Below are 18,377 nucleotides of genomic sequence, written 5' to 3' on the forward strand. Positions count from 1 at the left end.
TGTGCGGATAGCGCGCTAATGCACGCTCACCCGCAACGCTGCCGCAGTAGCGAACGGTGCCAGCGTCACGCTGCCTGCCAGCATCGCCCCCAAGATCGCCAGATAACCGTCGATCGGCATACCCATCGATGCCGCATCGATGGCCGCCGTAGCGAAGATCAACACCGGGATATACAGCGGCAGCACCAGCAAACTCAGCAATACGCCACCTTTGCGCAGCCCGACGGTCAGCGCCACACCGATCGCACCGATCAGGCTCAGCGTCGGCGTTCCCAGCAGCAGAGTGAGCGCCATCGCGATCCAGGTCGGAACATCCAGCGACAGAAGCAATGCCGCCAGCGGCGACAGGATCAACAGCGGCAGCCCGGTGACGATCCAGTGCGCACAAACTTTACCTAGCACCGTCATCGGCAGCGGCGTTGGCAACAGCAATAGCTGCTCCAGCGAACCATCAAGGAAATCGTCACGGAACAGACGCTCCAGCGCCAGCAGCGAGGCCAGCAGCGCCGCAACCCAGATAATCCCCGGCGCAATGCGCGCCAGCAATTGCGGCTCTGGGCCAATGCCCAACGGGAATAGCGTGATGACGATCAGGAAGAACCACAGCGGGTTAACGATCTCAGAGCCTTTACGAAAGGCGATCTTCAGTTCCCGGCGCAGAATGGTGAAAAACATCAGGCAACCTCCGTGCTGTTAGCTACCAGGCGAATCTTCCCTACCGCCCGTTGGGTACCCGTTAAATCCTGATGCGTGGTTAGCAACACCAAACCACCGCTGTGCGCATGCTGTTCAAACAGCGCCGTCAGCTCAACCACGCCCTGTTTATCTATCGCCGTCAGCGGCTCGTCGAGGATCCACAACGGGCTACTGCTGAGCCATAACCGCGCCAGCGCCACGCGCCGCTGTTGGCCAGCAGAAAGTTGCGCTACCGGCAAATCTTCATAGCCCACTAACCCAACCTGCTCCAATGCCTGCCAAATCGCCTGGCGATCGGCTACCTGCCGCACTGCCTGATAAAATTGCAGATTTTCAAACGGGGTCAGCATCGATTTAATCCCCGGCTGATGGCCGAGAAACAGCAAGTCCTGATGATATTGCTCGCGATGGCGTAACGTATTTTTGCCATGCCACAGCACTTCGCCAGCATCCGGTTGCGCCAAACCTGCCAGAATGCGCAGCAAGCTGGTTTTACCCGCGCCATTCGCCCCTTCAACCTGAATGATATCGCCCGGATTCACCGAAAAGCTTAACCCGCTAAACAGAGTGCGTTCGTCGCGGAGACAACTCAGGTCTTTGGCTTCCAGCATGGGGAACTCGTATTTTTCCTTGGGATGCCAAATCATAACATAAGCGCTAAGGGGCTCGTAGCCCGCACCCGGCCACGAATCTACTCCATTAGGGGTAATATTGCGCACCAGATCAAGATTGCGTAGGAAAAGTTGGCCGCGTGAAGATTTCACTATTTTTTAAACAGGGAAAATGGGCGGTGCAGAGGGCGGTTAAGCCAAGCAGATCCTTACTGATATGGGCAACCGAGACAAAACCGGCCGCTAGATACGCAGAAAAAGGCGGGTAAACGGCAAAAAATGTGAGGTAAAACCGCGCATCAGATGAAATTCACCGCATATTGGTGAGGGAATAAGCAAACGCACCGCTAAGCGCTTATTCTGCGAGTAAAAAAAGGTATAATGCCCGGAGTTAAGGCAGAAGCCCTTGCCGCAACGTCCCCGTAGTTAAACGGATATAACAAGCCCCTCCTAAGGGCTAGTTACTGGTTCGATTCCAGTCGGGGGCACCACCTTATTATCTATGTTCATTAGCTTGGCGTTATTTTCCTTAACAGCCAATCGCGCAACGCGATGATATCGGGGCGCTGTGCAGTTTCCTGCGTAGTGACCAGGTAATAGTTGGCACCGGGCAATGACATCTCGAACGGTGCACGTAGCACGCCGCGTTGTAGCAAGTCTCGTACCAGCAACTGGCTGGCGATGACCACACCTTGTCCCGCAATCGCCGCTTGCAGTGCATGCATTTCATCGCTGAAAGTCAGCCCTGAAGCAATATTCAGATCCTGTGGCCCATAGCTCCGTTGCCAGTTTTTCCAGCTCGGGGTATTCGCAGGTACGAGCCGGTTTTCAACATGAAACAACGTGAGCGCACGCAAATCGTCGATTTTCGTCAGCATCAACGCCGGGCTGGCTACCACGATAAAACGATCCTCGTACAATAAGGTCGAGTGTAATGTTTGCTCCGGCATTTCCCGATAGCGAATGCCAGCATCTACGCTGTGCTGCGTTAAATCAACTCTCTCTACGCTGGTATGCAAACGCAGCTCAATGGCCGGAAATGCTGCCTTGAAATCGGCCAAGCGCGGCACCAGCCAATTAGTAAGAAAATTGGAGGTGGTGGTGACCGTCAGAGCCGGGGGCTGGCGGGAGTGCTTAATTCTCTCGGCGGCTTGCTCCAGAGCCGCAAAGGCGCGCTGCGTGCCAGTATATAAAATCTCGCCAGCCTCGGTCAGGCTAACCCCTCGTGCACTGCGTTCGCAGACCTGACATTCCAGTATCGACTCCAGCAATTTTATCTGATGGCTAATCGCCGTTGCACTGACGCTGAGTTCCTCGCTGGCCCTTTTAAAACTGCTACAGCTGGCAACAGCATGAAAGGCGCGCAAAGTGCCTAACGGTGGTAGATGTGCTTTTTTCATGGCTGAGTTATTCTCATCTAAAGGTGAAAACTATGAGTTTTTCATGAGTATACACCTAGGATAGTGTGATCGTATTCGATTAATAGGGGTGAGATTTTTTCATCAATCTGCTTCAGTGCCAGGAGTCGTTATGAGATCACCAGAAGAAAGGAGCACCGCATGCGCGGTTAGGCAACCGGGGGCGATCGCTCGGAGCATCGTGTTTAGCGTGTTGATATCGGTAGGTGTTGTGCTGTTTAAAGTTTGGTGGGGAAGGCCGGAGGCCATCATCACGCTGTTGCTGGCATTGTTGTTAGCCTTTGCCAGCGGAGTAGCGTTGATGCGTACGTTGGCGGAGGAGAAACAAAGAACCCTAGCCGCGTTATGGCAGAGTCTGGTGCTTTCTGCTGTGGGATTGCTGCTGTTGATACTGGTCGGTCGCAATGATTGGCTTGTTATGCTGCCGGGAATCGTCATTGGTGGCATTGGGTTGGGCAGTGCTAACCAGACAACGACAGCATTGTTGCAGCCGCTGGCCAACATCAGTATCGGCACCGGTGCTGCCTTGTTGGCGAGCATAGCCACGACTTTGGCGGGGATATTGCTGATCCAATCTCATGCATCGCCAGACTTCGCTATCGCACTGTTGATCGACCTGGTTTTATTGGGCGCGTTGGCTGCGCGAATCGCGGAGTGTGATGTTGCATGAGCAAAAAACCTGTTGAGGGGGGCTGTTGCAAACAGCGATTCAGGATAGGTTTTTCTCTTTTTGCCAGTATTTTATTGAGCATTTCTACGACTAAAAAGGCAGATTAGTTTGTATATGTTTCAGCGTCCTACCACTAAGCAGTCAACTGTCTAGTAACCTCACTTTACGTGATTTCCGCCGATTGAGCCTCGATCAACCTAGTGGTGGAAACTCAACCCTCTGCCGGGTAAGTTTTGTCACCTGATTATTCCGACGGCTGTGTTACCATCGGCTCCATCCCACTAGGTCGTCCAACCCCCTCAACATCACCTGTTGGAAATCCCTACGTTATAACGCATTAGCGTCTGGGGAAATGCTGCCAACGGTTGAGTTGAAATGGTATCGCACTTCGATTGAAGGTAAACAGGAGCACTTCTTCACCACCAAACTGGAAGATGCCACCATTATTGATGTTGATTGCAAGATGCCGCATTGTCAGGATCCGACCAAAGCTGAGTTTACTCAGTTGGCTACTATTTATTGTCTCTCTGTACATTAAATATCTCCTGCTTATCTCGCTCGGCGCTCTGCTTGGTGTGGTCTGGTTGCGCTACGTCTGGCCCAGCAGAAAGGCTGAGCGTTGTCTGAACTGCAACAGCACCTGTTTCTGAGTGCCACCGCCCAAAAGCAGAAACGTTTCCCCAAGTGCATGGCCTCAGACATCGCCTGGCTATTGTTGCAGGGCAAAAAGCACGGTTTTGCCGCCAAACTAGGCCACAAGCGGGATTACTTGTATCGTGCCACCAGCGGCGTGCTGGCACAGCAAAGCGATTTATTCAGACTGACCTATTTCCTTACAACCCTGAAGACCATGGGCTGGAATAACGAGCTGGTATCGCAAAAAGAATGGATACTGAAGCCCACGTGTATGATTTTTAACTTAACCTATTAATTCCTCAATAATACCCGGATAAATGGCGAGTAAATTGTGAACAATTCTGCGGCAAAAAACATTCTTTCCATCTACCAACGCCATGCTGATGCTTTTGCCTGCCAGCGCTCACGCACACTGTTTGAAAAAAGCTGGCTGGATAAGTTCATTACCGCGATCGGCAAGAAAGGGCACATTCTTGATATCGGTTGTGGTAATGGTCGGCCGATTGCCGGGTATTTCATTCAGCAGGGTTTTCATCTCACCGGCATCGATGGCGCAACCGCGATGCTGGAACGTGCTCGCGAGCATTTTCCCGAGCAGCGTTGGCTAGAGCAGGATATGCGCGAATTAACGCTTGGCGAAACCTTTGATGGCCTGATTGCGTGGGACAGTTTTTTCCATTTAACCCAGCAGGGCCAACAGAAGATGTTCCCAATATTTGCACAGCACAGCCATCCGGGCAGCGCGCTGATCTTTACCAGCGGCCCCAGTAATAGCGTCGCCATCGGGCAATTTGAAGGTGAACCGCTGTTCCATGCAAGCCTTGCACCGGAGGAGTACCGCACACTGCTGAATGCGAGTGGCTTTGAGGTTATCGGCATGGTGATGGAAGATCCCCAATGTTCAGGGCATACGGTTTGGTTGGCGAAAAGAAGATAAGGCGGAGTCTACGCTCCACCAACTGAGAGAATTGCATTGATAAAAAACTCTTTACAATCAAAATACTACCTCCCCTTCTTGCCCGCAAAGAACCCATTGACAACACCAGCCTTCTAGCGTTTATTGCACCAAGCCGACACCTCACCACAACCCCGTCGGCATAACAACAACCATCAGTGAAGTCTAAAAAACTGATTCAGTCCCAGGGATTTACGTTTTATTTTGCTAAGGAGTTAGCATGTCACTGCATTTACGTCATTTAGCGTTAATACCTCTGCTGGTTATCACCGCCTGCCATCAACCTGCCAGCGTCACTGCTACCAGTCCATTATCCGTTACGGCCAAAAGCCAACCGGCGGTGGTGGATAACGCCAGGATTGAGATTTCGCGCAGCGCGCTGGAATACAACACGCAAAAAATTCAGCAACTGCTGGGGAATAAATCCACCCTCTGCGCCATTCTGAAAGGGGATGCCTACGGACACGATCTCTCGCTGGTAACCCCGGTGATGCTGAAAAACAACGTTCAGTGCATCGGCGTAGCCAGCAATCAGGAGTTAAAAACCGTTCGCGAACTCGGTTTTACCGGGCGCTTAATGCGCGTGCGCAATGCCACCGAGCAGGAGATGCGCCAGGCAACGGATTACGATGCTGAAGAGCTGATCGGTAATCTGGAGATGGCCAAACGCTTGGATGCCATTGCCACCCAGCAGGGGAAAACGCTGCGCATCCATTTGGCACTCAACTCCGGCGGCATGTCCCGCAACGGGTTAGAGGTCGGCAATGCGGCCGGTCTGCAAGAGGCCAAGGCGATCTCTGAATTAAGCCATCTGAAAATTGTTGGCATCATGTCGCATTATCCAGAAGAAGATGCGAATGCGGTCAGGAAAGACCTCGCCCGTTTCAAAGTGCAATCACAACAGGTGCTGGATATTACCGGGCTCAAGCGTAATGAGGTCACGCTACACGTCGCCAACACTTTCGCCACGCTGACCGTGCCAGAATCCTGGCTCGATATGGTGCGCGTCGGCGGGGTATTTTATGGCGACACCATCGCCAGTACGGAATACCGGCGCGTAATGACCTTCAAGTCTTCCATTGCCGCGCTGAATCATTATCCGCAAGGCAATACCGTGGGTTACGATCGCACTTACACATTAAAACGTGACTCGGTGCTGGCGAATATCCCGATAGGTTATGCCGATGGCTATCGCCGGGTATTCAGCAACGCAGGTCATGTGCTGATTCAGGGGCAACGGGTGCCGATTGTGGGTAAAACCTCAATGAATACCGTGATGGTCGATGTCACCGATCTGAAAAATATCAGCCCTGGTGATGAAGTGGTGTTCTTTGGCAAACAGGGCAAAGCGGAAGTGACCGCCGAAGAAGTCGAAGAGATCAGCGGCGCGCTGTTTACAGAAATGTCGATCCTCTGGGGAGCAACCAATAAACGTGTTTTGGTGGATTAACCTGAGCAATCTGGCAGCGGCGTTAGCCGTTGCCAGAAAAATCCCCCTACTCAATGCATTAGCATGCGGATAGCTCTTATTAATACAATGAATAATATGTGGTTTTCATTCCTCTCGCCGCCTTGCGCATCCCTTGCTGTCAGCTAGACTCTTTTAAGAAAAACAACATTACCTCTTGCCCGTAAAGGAGTGTCTGGTGCATTTTTATTATTCATCCCTATGATGATCCGTATGTCGATCGCCTGAGTCAAAGCTCCACGCAGGTGAAGGATAGCCTTAATTGGCCAAATCATGACCTGCCGCAGGAAAGAGCACGCCTCCCCGAGGTTCAAGGAAAATGATATGAGCACAAATTATGAAGTGTTGTTCAATGACAGCTATGACCGAATTACCTCGGCGGATCAAGGAGATGCCTTTTTCTCCCATTTCTATGCGCTGTTTATTGAAAGCACCCAGGCACTTAATGTTCTGCCGAGCCCGCAAGCTCATCAGGAACAGCAGAAAATAATCTACAAATCATTCTTCTATATGCTGTCCGTTGCCACCAGCTACATTGTCTCCGACTACCTGGAACACGTGACCCGTGAGCAAAACGAGCATGGCCTCAACCTGCCCGCCTCGGTGTTTGCCTACTGGCGCCGTGCGGTATTGCAGACCGTACGCGATCTGGATCCACAGTGTGATGAAGAGGTGCTCACCGCCTGGGCGATTTTTATGGCCCCAGGGCTAGAGTTCATGCGCCGCCAGGCAGAGTTGCATCATGACGTCAGCAAAGAGGCGCACGATGGAAAATAACCTTTTATTCCCTGCCTTGGATACCACTCAGGCTGCGCTGCTGATTTATGACGAAGAAGAGCGTCTGTGCTACTGGAATAGCAAAGTGACGGAGTATTACCCTGGATTAGAGGGGCAACTTCAGCTAGGCATTTCACTGCAAGAAGTGATCGAAAGCGTTCTCAATACCAGCAATGCCTCTTCGCTCCTGCTGCAAAATCCCCAACTGATTGAAGCAGTGCTCAATAACTACCGGCAGGATGGCCATTACGAAATCCGTAACCTGCTGGAACGCACGCTGTATGTGCAACATCACCGGATACCGGGTGGCGGCATTGTCAGCCTGCACACCGACATCACCCATTATGCCGAAATCACCCATTCCGGGCAGATACTGCACAATAACTTCATTCTGGCGGCAGAAACCTCCCATATTGGGATTTGGGATTGGGAATGCACCCAGGATCGGTTGCAGGTTAACGATGCGCTGTTATTGCTGCTCGGGGTTGGCCGTGAAAATAATCAATTTACCTCTGCGTTGTGGCAACAGGCACTGCATCCCGAAGATTTACCGCTGTTGCTCGACAGTCTGCATCAGGCCAATAACGCGGTTTTGCCGGTGTTTGACTGTGAGGTTCGCATTAAACATCGGGGTGGCGACTACCGCTGGGTATTGATTCAGGGGCAAATCATCAGCCTGAGTATACAAGGTGAAGTGCAGCGGGCCATCGGCACATTGCAGGATGTCACGGAGCGCAAAGAGGCCGAGTTTTCGTCACGCCAATCCGTTGAGCTTGCCCGTGCGGCCAATCAGGCCAAGAGTGAGTTCCTTGCCAATATGAGCCATGAGATCCGCACGCCGATGAACGGGATCCTGGGGATGACTCAGCTGTGCCTGGAGACTAACCTCAACAAAGAGCAGCGGGACTACATCAACATGGTGTACTCGTCCGCCCGCGCTTTGCTGAAGATCATCGATGACATCTTGGATTTTTCAAAAATCGAGGCGGGGAAAATCGTTCTGGAGCCGGAGAACTTCACGCTGCGCAGCTTGATCCATGAGATCACCCGGCCGCTGATGTCCAAGTTCGCCGAAAAGGGCCCTGAGCTGATCGTCGATATCCACCCCGATGTCCCGACCACGCTCTACAGCGATGCGCTGCGCCTGCGGCAGATCCTGACCAACCTGATTGGCAATGCGCTTAAATTCACCCAAGACGGCGAAGTGGTGCTGCGTATCACCCCTTCCCTGTCGCCACCGGGCATGCTGACATTCAGTATTACCGATACCGGCATTGGGATTGCCGAAGACAAACAGGCGATTATTTTCGAATCTTTCAGCCAGGCAGACAGTTCGACGACGCGTAAATACGGCGGAACCGGGCTGGGGCTGACCATTTCTGCCCGCCTGGTGGCGATGATGGGGGGCAAATTGCAGGTTTCCAGCCAGCCAGGGCATGGCAGCTGTTTCTATTTTTCCCTGCCCGCCAAGGCCAATGCTGACGCCAGCCCGGCACGCATAGTCATCCCATTACCCAAGGCGCTGGTCGGTATGCCGGTTTTGGTGGTGGATGATAATGAAACCAACCTGCGGTTGCTGTTCGATATGCTGCGCAACATGGGGTTCAAGCCGCACACCGTGAATTCGGGCAAGGCGGCGTTAGAGGTGTTGAACAGCGGCCAGCGTTTTCCGTTGATTCTGCTGGATTCACAAATGCCAGAGATGGATGGAATGGCGCTGTCGCTGGAGATTATGTCTACGCCCAGCCTGCGCCAGTGCAAATTGATCATGCTCAGTTCCATGGGTAACCGGATAGACACCGCCGTACTGAAAAAAGTCGGTGTATCAGGCTTTCTGACCAAACCCATCGATACCGCTGAGTTGCAAGAAACCATCATACGCACGCTGATCCCCGAAGATGCCAACACAATTCTGCCCGTTATCAGCGAGTCGGTGCCGCAGGTAAATAACGGCTATCGCATCTTGGTGGCCGAAGATAATCTGATCAATCAGCAGTTGGCGATCAATTTCATCCGTAAACTGGGCCATACCTCTGAGGTGGTGGGTAACGGTAAACTGGCGCTGCAAAAGTTAGAACAGGATCAATACGATGTGGTTCTGATGGATCTGCAAATGCCGGAAATGGACGGGATTGAGGCCGTGCAGCATATTCGTGCTCAGGAAAAACAGCAGCCGGGCAAACATCAGCCGATCATCGCCATGACCGCGCACGCCATGAAAGGCGATCGGGAAATGTGTTTAACCCACGGATTCGACGGTTACATCAGTAAACCCATTTTGCTGGAAAGCCTGGGAGCAGAAATTCAGCGCGTCTACAACCTCCAGCAAGCCGAGCCAGAAGCGCCCCTCTTTGATTACTCACAAGCCTTGGCGCAGTTGAGCGACGATAAGACGCTATTTAACGAGTTGGTGACGATATTTATCGAAGAGTTGCCTGCGTTGTTGGCTTCACTCCATGCCGCTCTGGAGAAACGGGATTTTGATGCGATCCGGCGCAGCGCCCATCAGCTAAAAGGCGAATGCCTGCACTTTGCTTGCGCCCCGCTGGAAAACAGACTCATCCAGATAGAACAGGCCGCCATGGCAGGCAATCTGCCCGGCATTATGGCGCAAAACGATGGCCTGGAGCCACTGTGCAAACAGTTACAAACCGCGCTTGCCGCAGCCAGATAGGCACTCTAAGATTCTGCTCCTGATGTGGATTGAACCCAGGATCAATCCACATCAGGGCATGATGCCAACATGCCATCCTGTTCCGCATCCATCAGAGCAATCAGCTTCTCGAGCACCATCGGTGGAGAATAGAAATACCCCTGAATAACATCGCACTGGTATTGCTCCAGGTAGTTAAGTGTTTCACGATCTTCAACCCCTTCCGCCAGAACGACATAATTCAGCTTATGCAGCATTTCAATGAGGCTTTCGACAATGATACGGCTGTCATTATCCGACTTGAGATTTTCGATCAATGAACGATCTATTTTAATCAGATCGGCGGGGATATTACGTAAATAATTAAGATTACTGTAGCCGGTGCCAAAATCATCCAGCGCAATGGCATATCCTTTCTGGCGCAACGCCCTCACGCAGGACAAGGCTTCACTGCTTTCCAGAATTCGCTGCGTTTCCAAACATTCAATTTCAATATCTTGTGGCAGTAAACCGCCGCCGCGAACCAGATGATCTAACTTTTCCGCAAACCCCTGCTCGGCAAAATTGTTGGCGCTGATATTAATCGAAATCGGAATGTGGATCCCCACCTCACGTAATCGCTTGGCTTCGATAACCGAGCGGGCAATAACAAATTCAGTCAACAGTTTAATCAGCGACGTACTTTCCGCCATGGGGATAAAAGCATCCGGCTGGATCTCGCCCAAGGTCGGATGCTGCCAACGGAGTAAGGCTTCTGCACCAATAATTTTTCGCGTGGCCAAAATAACCTTTGGCTGAAATACCAGATACAGCCCACGCTGCTGGTTCAGGCTTTCAGCCAGATCGTTAAGTATATTAAGATTAAATTTACGCGTGGCGTCTTTAGCTTCACTGTAGGCGGAAATCGTGACCCGCCCGTCAATTGCATCATGCAACGCACTGGTGGCCATACGTAATAGCTCCGGCGGGTTGGTGCAAGGGGGGGCAAACCAGACGTAGCCTGCATAAAAATCCAGTTTCAATGGCACAATGCTACGGACTTCACGTTGCATTCTGCCCGCAAAATTCTCCATATGCCCCATGTAACGGTTTAACTTTTCCGCGTGCAGAATAATAGCAAACCGCCCCAGAGAAATAGCGTAGATCATCTGTTCATTCATAAAGGTAGTTTTTAGAAAGTGGCCAATGTCATGCAAAACACTTTCTACTTCTGCCATGCCAAATGAACGGGCCATTTCGTAGACATATTTAATATCCAGGGTATCAACCAGGATCAGGACAAACTCGCCATGCTCTGATGAAAGCTGTTTGATATCCCCCATCAAACGTTGTCGATTGGGGAAACGCGTCACCGCATCAACCAAGCCAATTTCACTCTGTGCTTCCAGCAGTTCAATGGCAATGGTTGCCATATTGCTCAACAGCTCCGTTTCGATATTGGAAAAGCCCCCTGGTTTTCGGTTAGTGGCACAGACAGCGCCAATAATATGGCCTTCACGGGTGCGCAACGGGGTAGCAATAAACTGACGAATGGCTGCTATTCCGGTGACCATAGGATCGCCCACAAAACGCTCGTCTTTATGCGTATCTTCGCAAATCAGGGTATTACCGCTGTAACGCACAAAATTGAACAACGGGCTGTCGTAGCTTATCTCTCCAAGCTCAATATTCTTCTTGGCCTTTATCCATATTCTTTTCGGGCCATAAAGATAAATAAAGCATCCCGGCAGGTTGAGAAGCATGCAGGTAATATCCAGAATATTGTAAAAAGCATCATCATTCAGACCGCCCAAAGCCTCAAGCGCGTCCAGAGATGCCAGCCTAGCCTCTTCATCTTTGCCAAGGTTTTTCAACATACCTCCTGCTCCTTTATACACACAGCAATCCTTTGCTTAATAGATAGAATATTTACCCTTGCCCGCCAATTTTGCACGGTACATCGCGGTATCCGCCTGCCCCAATAAGGTTTTGGCCGTTGTGTTATCACCTGAGTAAATAGCTGCGCCAATGCTGGCAGATAAAGTGACTGGCCGATCGCCAATGCTGTTCAACTTCGCCAGTTGTGCCAGTATCTCTTCACAAGCCTGCTCCACGGCTGCGCGAGGGTCCGATAAGTGCCAAAGCACGGCGGTAAACTCATCCCCGGCCAGTCTGGCGACAAAGCCCACGCGGTGGAGACAACCGTTGAGCAATTTGGCGAAGGTTTTTAACACGGCATCACCGAAATCATGCCCAAAGGTATCGTTGATCTGTTTGAAACCATCCAGATCGATAAACAGCACCGCCATAGGCTGCGAATTGGCAACGGATTCCGTCATGCTCTGCGCCAGTTGATTGAGGAATGCTCGCCGGTTAGGCAAACCTGTCAGCATGTCGTGCGTCACATCATATTCCAGCCGCCGCTGTAGGCTTTTAAGCTCGCTGATATCCATCGACAGAATATAGAAGCCCTGAGTTTCGCAAGGCACCAGCGTAGTGTGTACAATCCGTTCGCCAGTCCGTGCCTGCAATTCATTCTCAAAGCTGACCGTTTGCCCCTGTAATGCCTTTTCGATCATCGGTTTGGCTTTGAGATAAGCGCTTTCACCTATCAACTGCCGTATGCTCATGCGCTTCAGCGAGGCTTCATCAAGGCCAAACCAGCGCATATAGGCACTGTTGGCAAACTGGTACACCTCATCTGGGCCAACCTGGCTGATCAGGGCGGGCATATTGTCGGTAATGGCACGCAGGCGTTCTTTTTCTGCATTGAGCTGGTGCTGGGTATGCACCCGGCCCTCAATCTCCAGATTCAGCTTGCTTACCACAACATTCAACTCGGTTGTCCGCTGGATGACCCGATCTTCCAGTTCATGCTGCAACGTACGCAGATTGTTTTCCGCCACTTTGCGTTCGGTAATATCCACAATGGCGGAAATAAAATGGTGTGGCGAACCATCGGGCAAGCGGTTTAACGAGACGGTTAATTGCACCCACACTATTGCGCCATCGGAACGGAAATAACGTTTCTCCATGGAGTACGTGGTTATTTCATCCGCCAATAACTGCCGCAACGATTCCAGGTCATTGCCCAGATCCTCAGGATGCGTAATATCCTGAAAAGTGCGCGCCAGCAGTTCCCGCTCGCTATAGCCTAATATTTCACAAATACGCGGATTAACCCGTAGCCAGTAACCTTCGAGTGATACCAACGCCATGCCGACGGCAGCCTGAGAAAAGGTCTGCTCAAACAGTGCTTCGGTGCGTTCCAGGTTGGATTTAAGGCTTTCGGTGTAGATATTACGCTCAATACCGTGCAGGTATTCCTCAACGATCGCCGCAAAGTCATGCAGTTCGTCCACCTGTTGCGGTGAAAAGCTACGCGGCTGTCGATCGATGAGGCACAAGGTGCCCAACGGCAGGCCGTTGAGCGACAACAGCGGCCGCCCGGCGTAAAAGCCAATCCTCGGCTCGCCGGTGACCAATGGGTTATCAAAAAAACGCTCATCGGTGGCCGTGTTGCGCACAATAAAGGTGTCCTTCTGCAAGATGGCATGCGCACAGAACGAGATCTTCCTGGGCGTTTCTCTGGCCTCCAGACCAAAACGCGATAAGAACCACTGGCGTTCGCGATCGACCAGCGAAACCAGCGCAATGGGGACATTAAAGTAGCTGGCCGCCAGCCGCGTGATCCTGTCCAGTTTTTCCACTGCATTGCTGTCGAGCACGTGGAGCGTATCCAGTGCCAGTTGGCGCAACGATTCATTGACATGACTGCAAGGCTCAATCATACAAACTCCGGGCCATTCCACCGTAAACAGCGTGAAACACTCATGAATGCTCGCTGGATAACCGTTTGGTTAATGTCAGAATATTACGCCCATTTTCCGTTTCATAACTGACACTATCCATCATGGACTGAATCAATAGCAGCCCCATACCGCCTTCTGGCCAACTGGAGTGAACGAGGGGATCCGGAGAGAGGCTCGGTGCATGCCCCAGTTCACGCCGGATCTCATCTGGCATCGCCATACCTGTATCAGACAGCGTTAACGTCAGATGGTGATCATCATTGCTCAGAGTAATGATCACCTCCTGACTATCATCATAGTTCACTGCGTGTTTGACGATATTGGTAAATGCTTCACAGGAAGCCAGGTCAACCTGATAAACCACTGCCGAATCAAGCGCAAAAGGCGCAACGAAGTCATACAACGCATTGCTCAGCTCAGCCAGGCTGCCCAGCGATGCCGGTAAACATAGTGTGGTGCTAACACTTGCCATACGGCCTCTCTAACGGATCATGTCCTGTTTTAGCGGATCATTGCTTTCAGCGTCGCTGCCCGATCGTCACCAATGGTGAAAATCCTGTCCATGCGCGTCAGTTTGAACATGTGCTGGATATTATTGTTCAATGAGCAAAGTGCCAGTTCGCCACGGCCATTGAGCGTCTTGAGTATCGACACCAGAGCACCGAGACAGCTACTGTCAATAAAGTCGATATGGCTAAAATCCAGCAGGATGTAGTGCTTATCCTGCTGAATGAAAGACTGTAATTCCTGCTTGAACACCGCTGCCACCGAGGCATCCAGACGACGTACCAGCGGAACTATAATTTCGATCCCATCCTCAGACTGAATATCAAAATTCATAATGACTCCTTAAGTGTTTGATATACCCATACGTTCAATGGCCATCAGCGAAATATCGTCGGCAAAAGGCCGAGACTGTTTTTTATCCTGTTGCTGCCGGTTTTCTGGTTCACCGCTGTGCCAGGTCCGCAACGCGTTCTCCACCCGTTCAAACACCTGGCTTTTGGCTAACGCCCGGTATTCGCACAGCAGCTGCTGCAAACGTTCCTCGCCATAGAGTTCCTGCTGGTCGCTTTCACACTCGGTAATCCCGTCGCTATACAGATACAGGCGATCGCCAACGTCGAGAGTGAAGTCGCTGTCCTGATACTCGGCACCAGGAAACAGCCCAACCGGCATTCCCCCCTGGCCCACGGTCAGCAACTCCCCGCCGGTGCGAATAATGAAAGGCGTCGGATGCCCGGCCTGGCACAGCGTACCCTGCCCACTGGTGCTATCTATCACGCCATAAATCAGCGTGTAATAACTGAAGACCTCGTCATTATCCAGGCAGAAACGCTGGTTCAGTTCCGCCACCACCTGATGCGGCGCAACCGGGGAGCTTTCCCCTGCGGCATTTTGGCTGATCAGCAGTTGGCTGCTGATGCGGCCGGTCATAAATTCTCGTGAGACAGCCAAAGAGAGCATGGCCGCGCTGACGCCATGGCCAGCAACATCCACACTGAAAAACGCGATATGCCGTTCATCCAGCGAGAAGTAATTCAGCAGATCGCCGGAAACATACGCCGAGGGCAGAAACATCCAATCCGCCTCGAACCCGGCCAGCGACAGATTATGCGCGGGCAAAACGCTGTGTTGGATCTTCGCGGCGGCTTGCAGGTCAGATTCAATTTGCCGATAAGCCGAGGAGATTTTTTCGTTACGTGCAGCCAGGGTGTTCTCGAGCAACAGAACACGCTCAGCCGCGTGCAGCCGGGCACGAAGTTGGCTCTGGTTGACCGGTTTAGACAGAAAATCGTCGGCCCCGGCCTCCATGCCTGTCAGCAGATCGTCAAGCGACTGCCGAGCAGTCACCAGAATGACGTAGATGTAATGGCCAAAATCGTTTCTGCGGATTGCCTGACACAGTTCGACACCGTCCATCACCGGCATTTCCCAGTCGCTGATGACGATATGCACCGGCTGCTGTTCCAACAGGCGCAATGCACACTCACCATCTTCCGCTTCAAAGACGCGAAATCCCCATTTAGCCAACATTGTCGCCATCAGATGACGATAACTTTTTGAATCATCGACAATCAGTACGGTTACCTCCATCGTTTCGGAGGGATCACCATGAGTAAGCTGTTCCATAAGAAATCCTTTGCCTCAGAAGGCATGGTAACGGTTTACGTTCCATGCCATCGATGTTCTGTCGACAATCCCCGCTGCCTTCAAGAACCTATCCCCCAGATTTCCGTAGCATAGCCTTTGATGGTGCGATCGCTGGAGAAACTGCCCATGTTGGCAATGTTCAGCAGTGCCCGCTGGTGCCATTGCAACTGTTGTGCAAAGTCAGCCTGCGCCTGATTCTGCGCAATGCGGTAACTGTCAAAGTCCAGCAGATGACAATAGTGGTCATATTCGGTCAGCATCTGGTAAATCGGCCGGAAAACCGAGGTATCCGCATTAAAGCGGCCAGAGATCAGCGCCTCGACCGCCGCATGAATGGCGGGATCATTATGTTGATAAATCCGGTTATGCGAACCGGCCTGCCGATGCCTATTGATCTCATCCGCATTGGCACCAAACAGATAAAAGTTCTCTGCGCCAACGGCATCACGGATCTCAATATTAGCACCGTCCAGCGTGCCGATGGTCAAAGCTCCGTTCATGGCAAACTTCATGTTACTGGTGCCGGAAGCCTCGGTACCCGCCGTGGAAATCTGCTCAGAAAGATCGGTGGCGGGAATAATGTGTTCCGCCAGTGAGACTTTATAATCCTCCAAGAACAGCACGCTAAGCTGGCCCTTGGTGCGCGGATCGCTATTGACCGTCTTCGCCACTTCATTAATCAGTTGAATGATCAATTTTGCCATCGCATATCCCGGTGCCGCCTTGCCAGAGAACAGATGCACTTTAGGCGTTTGAATACGACCAGACTCGGTGATCTCCAAATACAAATGGATGACGTGCAAAATATTCAGCAATTGCCGTTTGTACTCGTGAATGCGTTTCACCTGGCAGTCAAACATGGCCGATGGATCAAGCTGAATCCCCTGCTGGAAGGCAATCTGGCGGCAAAGCGCCTGTTTGTTCTTGAGCTTGATCGCCTGGATTTCTTCCACTGCGCCGCTGTCTTTGGCCAACTTTTTCAGCTTCTGCAACTTATCGAGATCGGTGACCCAGCCATCCCCCAACTGGCGGGTTAGAAACGCCGCCAGGCTAGGGTTGGCCTGCTGGATCCAGCGCCGAGGCGTGACCCCATTGGTTTGGTTGGTGAATTTTTCAGGCGTAATGAAATAGAAATCGGGCACCAGCGTTTGCGTGATCAGCTCAGAGTGCAGCTTGGCCACCCCGTTGACCTTATGGCTGCCCACGATGGCCAGATGCGCCATGCGGATTTTTTTCTCTCCCCCTTCTTCAAACAGCGATAATGAAGCCAACAGATGCGGCTTATCGGGCCATTTCTCTGCCACCTCCGCCAGGAATCGGTGGTTGATCTCACAAATAATTTGCAGATGGCGCGGCAGCAGTTTCTCGAATAACGCGACTGACCAGGTTTCCAGCGCTTCTGGCATTAAAGTATGATTGGTGAAAGAGCAGGTTTTTTGCGTAATCGCCCAGGCAGTGTCCCAATCCAGGCGATGTTCGTCCACCAGGATGCGCATCAGTTCGACAACCGCCAACGCCGGATGGGTATCGTTGAGCTGGATGGCAACAAAATCAGGCAACGCCGTAATATCGGAGGAAAGCTGGGCATAATCGTGGAAAATATCACGCAATGTACAAGCCACCAGAAAATACTCTTGCGTCAGCCGCAGTTCTTTACCTGAATGGATCTCATCTGCCGGGTAAAGTATTTTTGAGATATTTTCCGAAGCGATCTTCTGGCTGACAGCACGCAGATAATCACCGCCATTAAAGATATGCACATCAAATGAATCGGAGGCACCCGCGCTGTATAACCGCAGGGTATTTACCGTTTTCCCGCCGTAGCCGGTCACCAGATAATCGTGTGGGATACCGACAATCACTTTCCAATCCATCCACATCGGATTGTAATTCCCTTCAGTATCCTCACTTTCTTCAATGCGGCCACCGACGGGAATTAACATCAACTGCGAGTGGTGTTCAATTAACCAGGGAGAGTGCGTCGAGTGCCAATCATCTGGCTGTTCGACCTGCTTATTATTCTGTATCGCCTGTTTAAACAGACCATATTCATATTTGATCCCGTGCCCCGAAGCCGCAATATCCAGCGTGGCCATCGAATCAATAAAACACGCCGCCAAGCGGCCCAAGCCACCATTACCTAACGCGGCATCCGGCTCTTCTGCCGTAATATGCTCAAAATCAAATCCCAGCTCACTGACCGCCTGTTTGGCCTGTTGCAGTAACCCGACGTTCATCAGGTTATTACGCAGAGACTGGCCAATCAGGAATTCCATAGAGAGATAATAGAGACGCTTGGATTTGGCTTTTTTCTGTAATTTCCGCGTGTTGAAGAAACCATCAAGCTGGTAATCCCGCAAAGTTAATGCCAGCGCATTGAAAATGTCGACATTGGTTGCACTTTCCAGCTCCAAACACAAACTGTACCTCAGCTTACTGATGACGCTGTTCTTTATCTCTTCAACACTGGGCATCTTGACGTTGGCTAATTCTGTATTCATTTCAGCTCCTAATGCGTTCCTGCATCTGATTTTTTTCTGATTAATAT

15 protein-coding genes, 1 tRNA gene and 1 pseudogene are annotated in these 18,377 nt (G+C 51.6%); 8 read left to right on the forward strand and 9 right to left on the reverse strand.

Translation table 11 applies throughout. From position 1 onward, the window contains the following. Window positions 1–15: 15 nt before the first annotated feature. Together ccmB and ccmA are read right to left on the reverse strand one after the other, a co-directional pair. Window positions 16–675 (reverse strand): heme exporter protein CcmB, encoded by a 660-nt coding sequence (gene ccmB / locus ACX9GT_RS17060; protein ID WP_473187887.1) that lies wholly within the window; start codon window positions 673–675, stop codon window positions 16–18. Continuing rightward, window positions 675–1,307 carry a cytochrome c biogenesis heme-transporting ATPase CcmA gene (gene ccmA, locus ACX9GT_RS17065; protein ID WP_473187888.1) on the reverse strand — a complete coding sequence of 211 codons (633 nt, stop codon included), beginning with the start codon at window positions 1,305–1,307 and terminating at the stop codon, window positions 675–677. Before ccmA ends, ccmB begins: the two co-directional genes overlap by 1 nt. Window positions 1,308–1,723: 416 nt before the next feature. Between ccmA and ACX9GT_RS17070 the strand changes: the two genes are divergently transcribed. After that, window positions 1,724–1,798, forward strand: a tRNA-Arg gene (locus ACX9GT_RS17070). Between the two features lie 18 nt (window positions 1,799–1,816). Here the strand turns inward: ACX9GT_RS17070 and ACX9GT_RS17075 are convergent. Then, entirely contained in the window at window positions 1,817–2,707 is an 891-nt protein-coding gene (locus tag ACX9GT_RS17075) for a LysR substrate-binding domain-containing protein (protein WP_473187889.1), read from the reverse strand. A gap of 130 nt (window positions 2,708–2,837) precedes the next feature. Here ACX9GT_RS17075 and ACX9GT_RS17080 point away from each other — a divergent pair, with 130 nt between their 5' ends. The 7 genes and pseudogenes from ACX9GT_RS17080 (at window position 2,838) to ACX9GT_RS17110 (ending at window position 9,905) form a co-directional block, all read left to right on the forward strand. Continuing rightward, window positions 2,838–3,395, forward strand: a complete 558-nt coding sequence (locus ACX9GT_RS17080; protein ID WP_473187890.1) for a hypothetical protein — start codon at window positions 2,838–2,840, stop codon at window positions 3,393–3,395. Window positions 3,396–3,717: 322 nt separating this feature from the next. Further along, window positions 3,718–3,912 (forward strand): annotated as a pseudogene (gene tssD / locus ACX9GT_RS17085) (type VI secretion system tube protein TssD); the annotation flags it as partial. 102 nt (window positions 3,913–4,014) lie between these two features. Then, window positions 4,015–4,326: a DUF2913 family protein gene (locus ACX9GT_RS17090; RefSeq protein ID WP_473187891.1), complete on the forward strand. Its 312-nt coding sequence runs from the start codon at window positions 4,015–4,017 to the stop codon at window positions 4,324–4,326. A gap of 36 nt (window positions 4,327–4,362) precedes the next feature. Then, window positions 4,363–4,968, forward strand: a complete 606-nt coding sequence (locus ACX9GT_RS17095) for a class I SAM-dependent DNA methyltransferase (protein ID WP_473187892.1) — start codon at window positions 4,363–4,365, stop codon at window positions 4,966–4,968. A 238-nt stretch (window positions 4,969–5,206) separates the two neighbouring features. Then, window positions 5,207–6,436 (forward strand): alanine racemase, encoded by a 1,230-nt coding sequence (alr, locus tag ACX9GT_RS17100; RefSeq protein ID WP_473187893.1) that lies wholly within the window; start codon window positions 5,207–5,209, stop codon window positions 6,434–6,436. 342 nt (window positions 6,437–6,778) lie between these two features. Beyond that, window positions 6,779–7,231 carry a Globin gene (locus ACX9GT_RS17105; protein WP_473187894.1) on the forward strand — a complete coding sequence of 151 codons (453 nt, stop codon included), beginning with the start codon at window positions 6,779–6,781 and terminating at the stop codon, window positions 7,229–7,231. Beyond that, window positions 7,221–9,905 (forward strand): hybrid sensor histidine kinase/response regulator, encoded by a 2,685-nt coding sequence (locus ACX9GT_RS17110; protein ID WP_473187895.1) that lies wholly within the window; start codon window positions 7,221–7,223, stop codon window positions 9,903–9,905. Before ACX9GT_RS17105 ends, ACX9GT_RS17110 begins: the two co-directional genes overlap by 11 nt. 41 nt (window positions 9,906–9,946) lie before the next feature. On the opposite strand, the gene ACX9GT_RS17115 is transcribed toward ACX9GT_RS17110, so the two are convergent. From ACX9GT_RS17115 to ACX9GT_RS17140, 6 genes are all read right to left on the reverse strand, one after another. Beyond that, window positions 9,947–11,740 carry an EAL domain-containing protein gene (locus ACX9GT_RS17115; protein ID WP_473187896.1) on the reverse strand — a complete coding sequence of 598 codons (1,794 nt, stop codon included), beginning with the start codon at window positions 11,738–11,740 and terminating at the stop codon, window positions 9,947–9,949. Between the two features lie 36 nt (window positions 11,741–11,776). Beyond that, window positions 11,777–13,654 carry a diguanylate cyclase domain-containing protein gene (locus tag ACX9GT_RS17120; protein ID WP_473187897.1) on the reverse strand — a complete coding sequence of 626 codons (1,878 nt, stop codon included), beginning with the start codon at window positions 13,652–13,654 and terminating at the stop codon, window positions 11,777–11,779. 40 nt (window positions 13,655–13,694) lie between these two features. After that, complete coding sequence (locus ACX9GT_RS17125; protein ID WP_473187898.1) at window positions 13,695–14,147, reverse strand: ATP-binding protein; 453 nt, start codon at window positions 14,145–14,147, stop codon at window positions 13,695–13,697. Window positions 14,148–14,176: 29 nt separating this feature from the next. After that, window positions 14,177–14,515 carry an STAS domain-containing protein gene (locus ACX9GT_RS17130; RefSeq protein ID WP_473187899.1) on the reverse strand — a complete coding sequence of 113 codons (339 nt, stop codon included), beginning with the start codon at window positions 14,513–14,515 and terminating at the stop codon, window positions 14,177–14,179. 9 nt (window positions 14,516–14,524) lie between these two features. Next, a complete protein-coding gene (locus ACX9GT_RS17135) occupies window positions 14,525–15,808 on the reverse strand; it encodes a PP2C family protein-serine/threonine phosphatase (RefSeq protein WP_473187900.1) in 1,284 nt (427 codons plus the stop codon). Between the two features lie 80 nt (window positions 15,809–15,888). Further along, entirely contained in the window at window positions 15,889–18,330 is a 2,442-nt protein-coding gene (locus ACX9GT_RS17140; protein WP_473187901.1) for a glycogen/starch/alpha-glucan phosphorylase, read from the reverse strand. Between the last annotated feature and the right edge of the window lie 47 nt (window positions 18,331–18,377).

It is taken from the genome of Serratia sp. YWN4, from assembly GCF_055790845.1.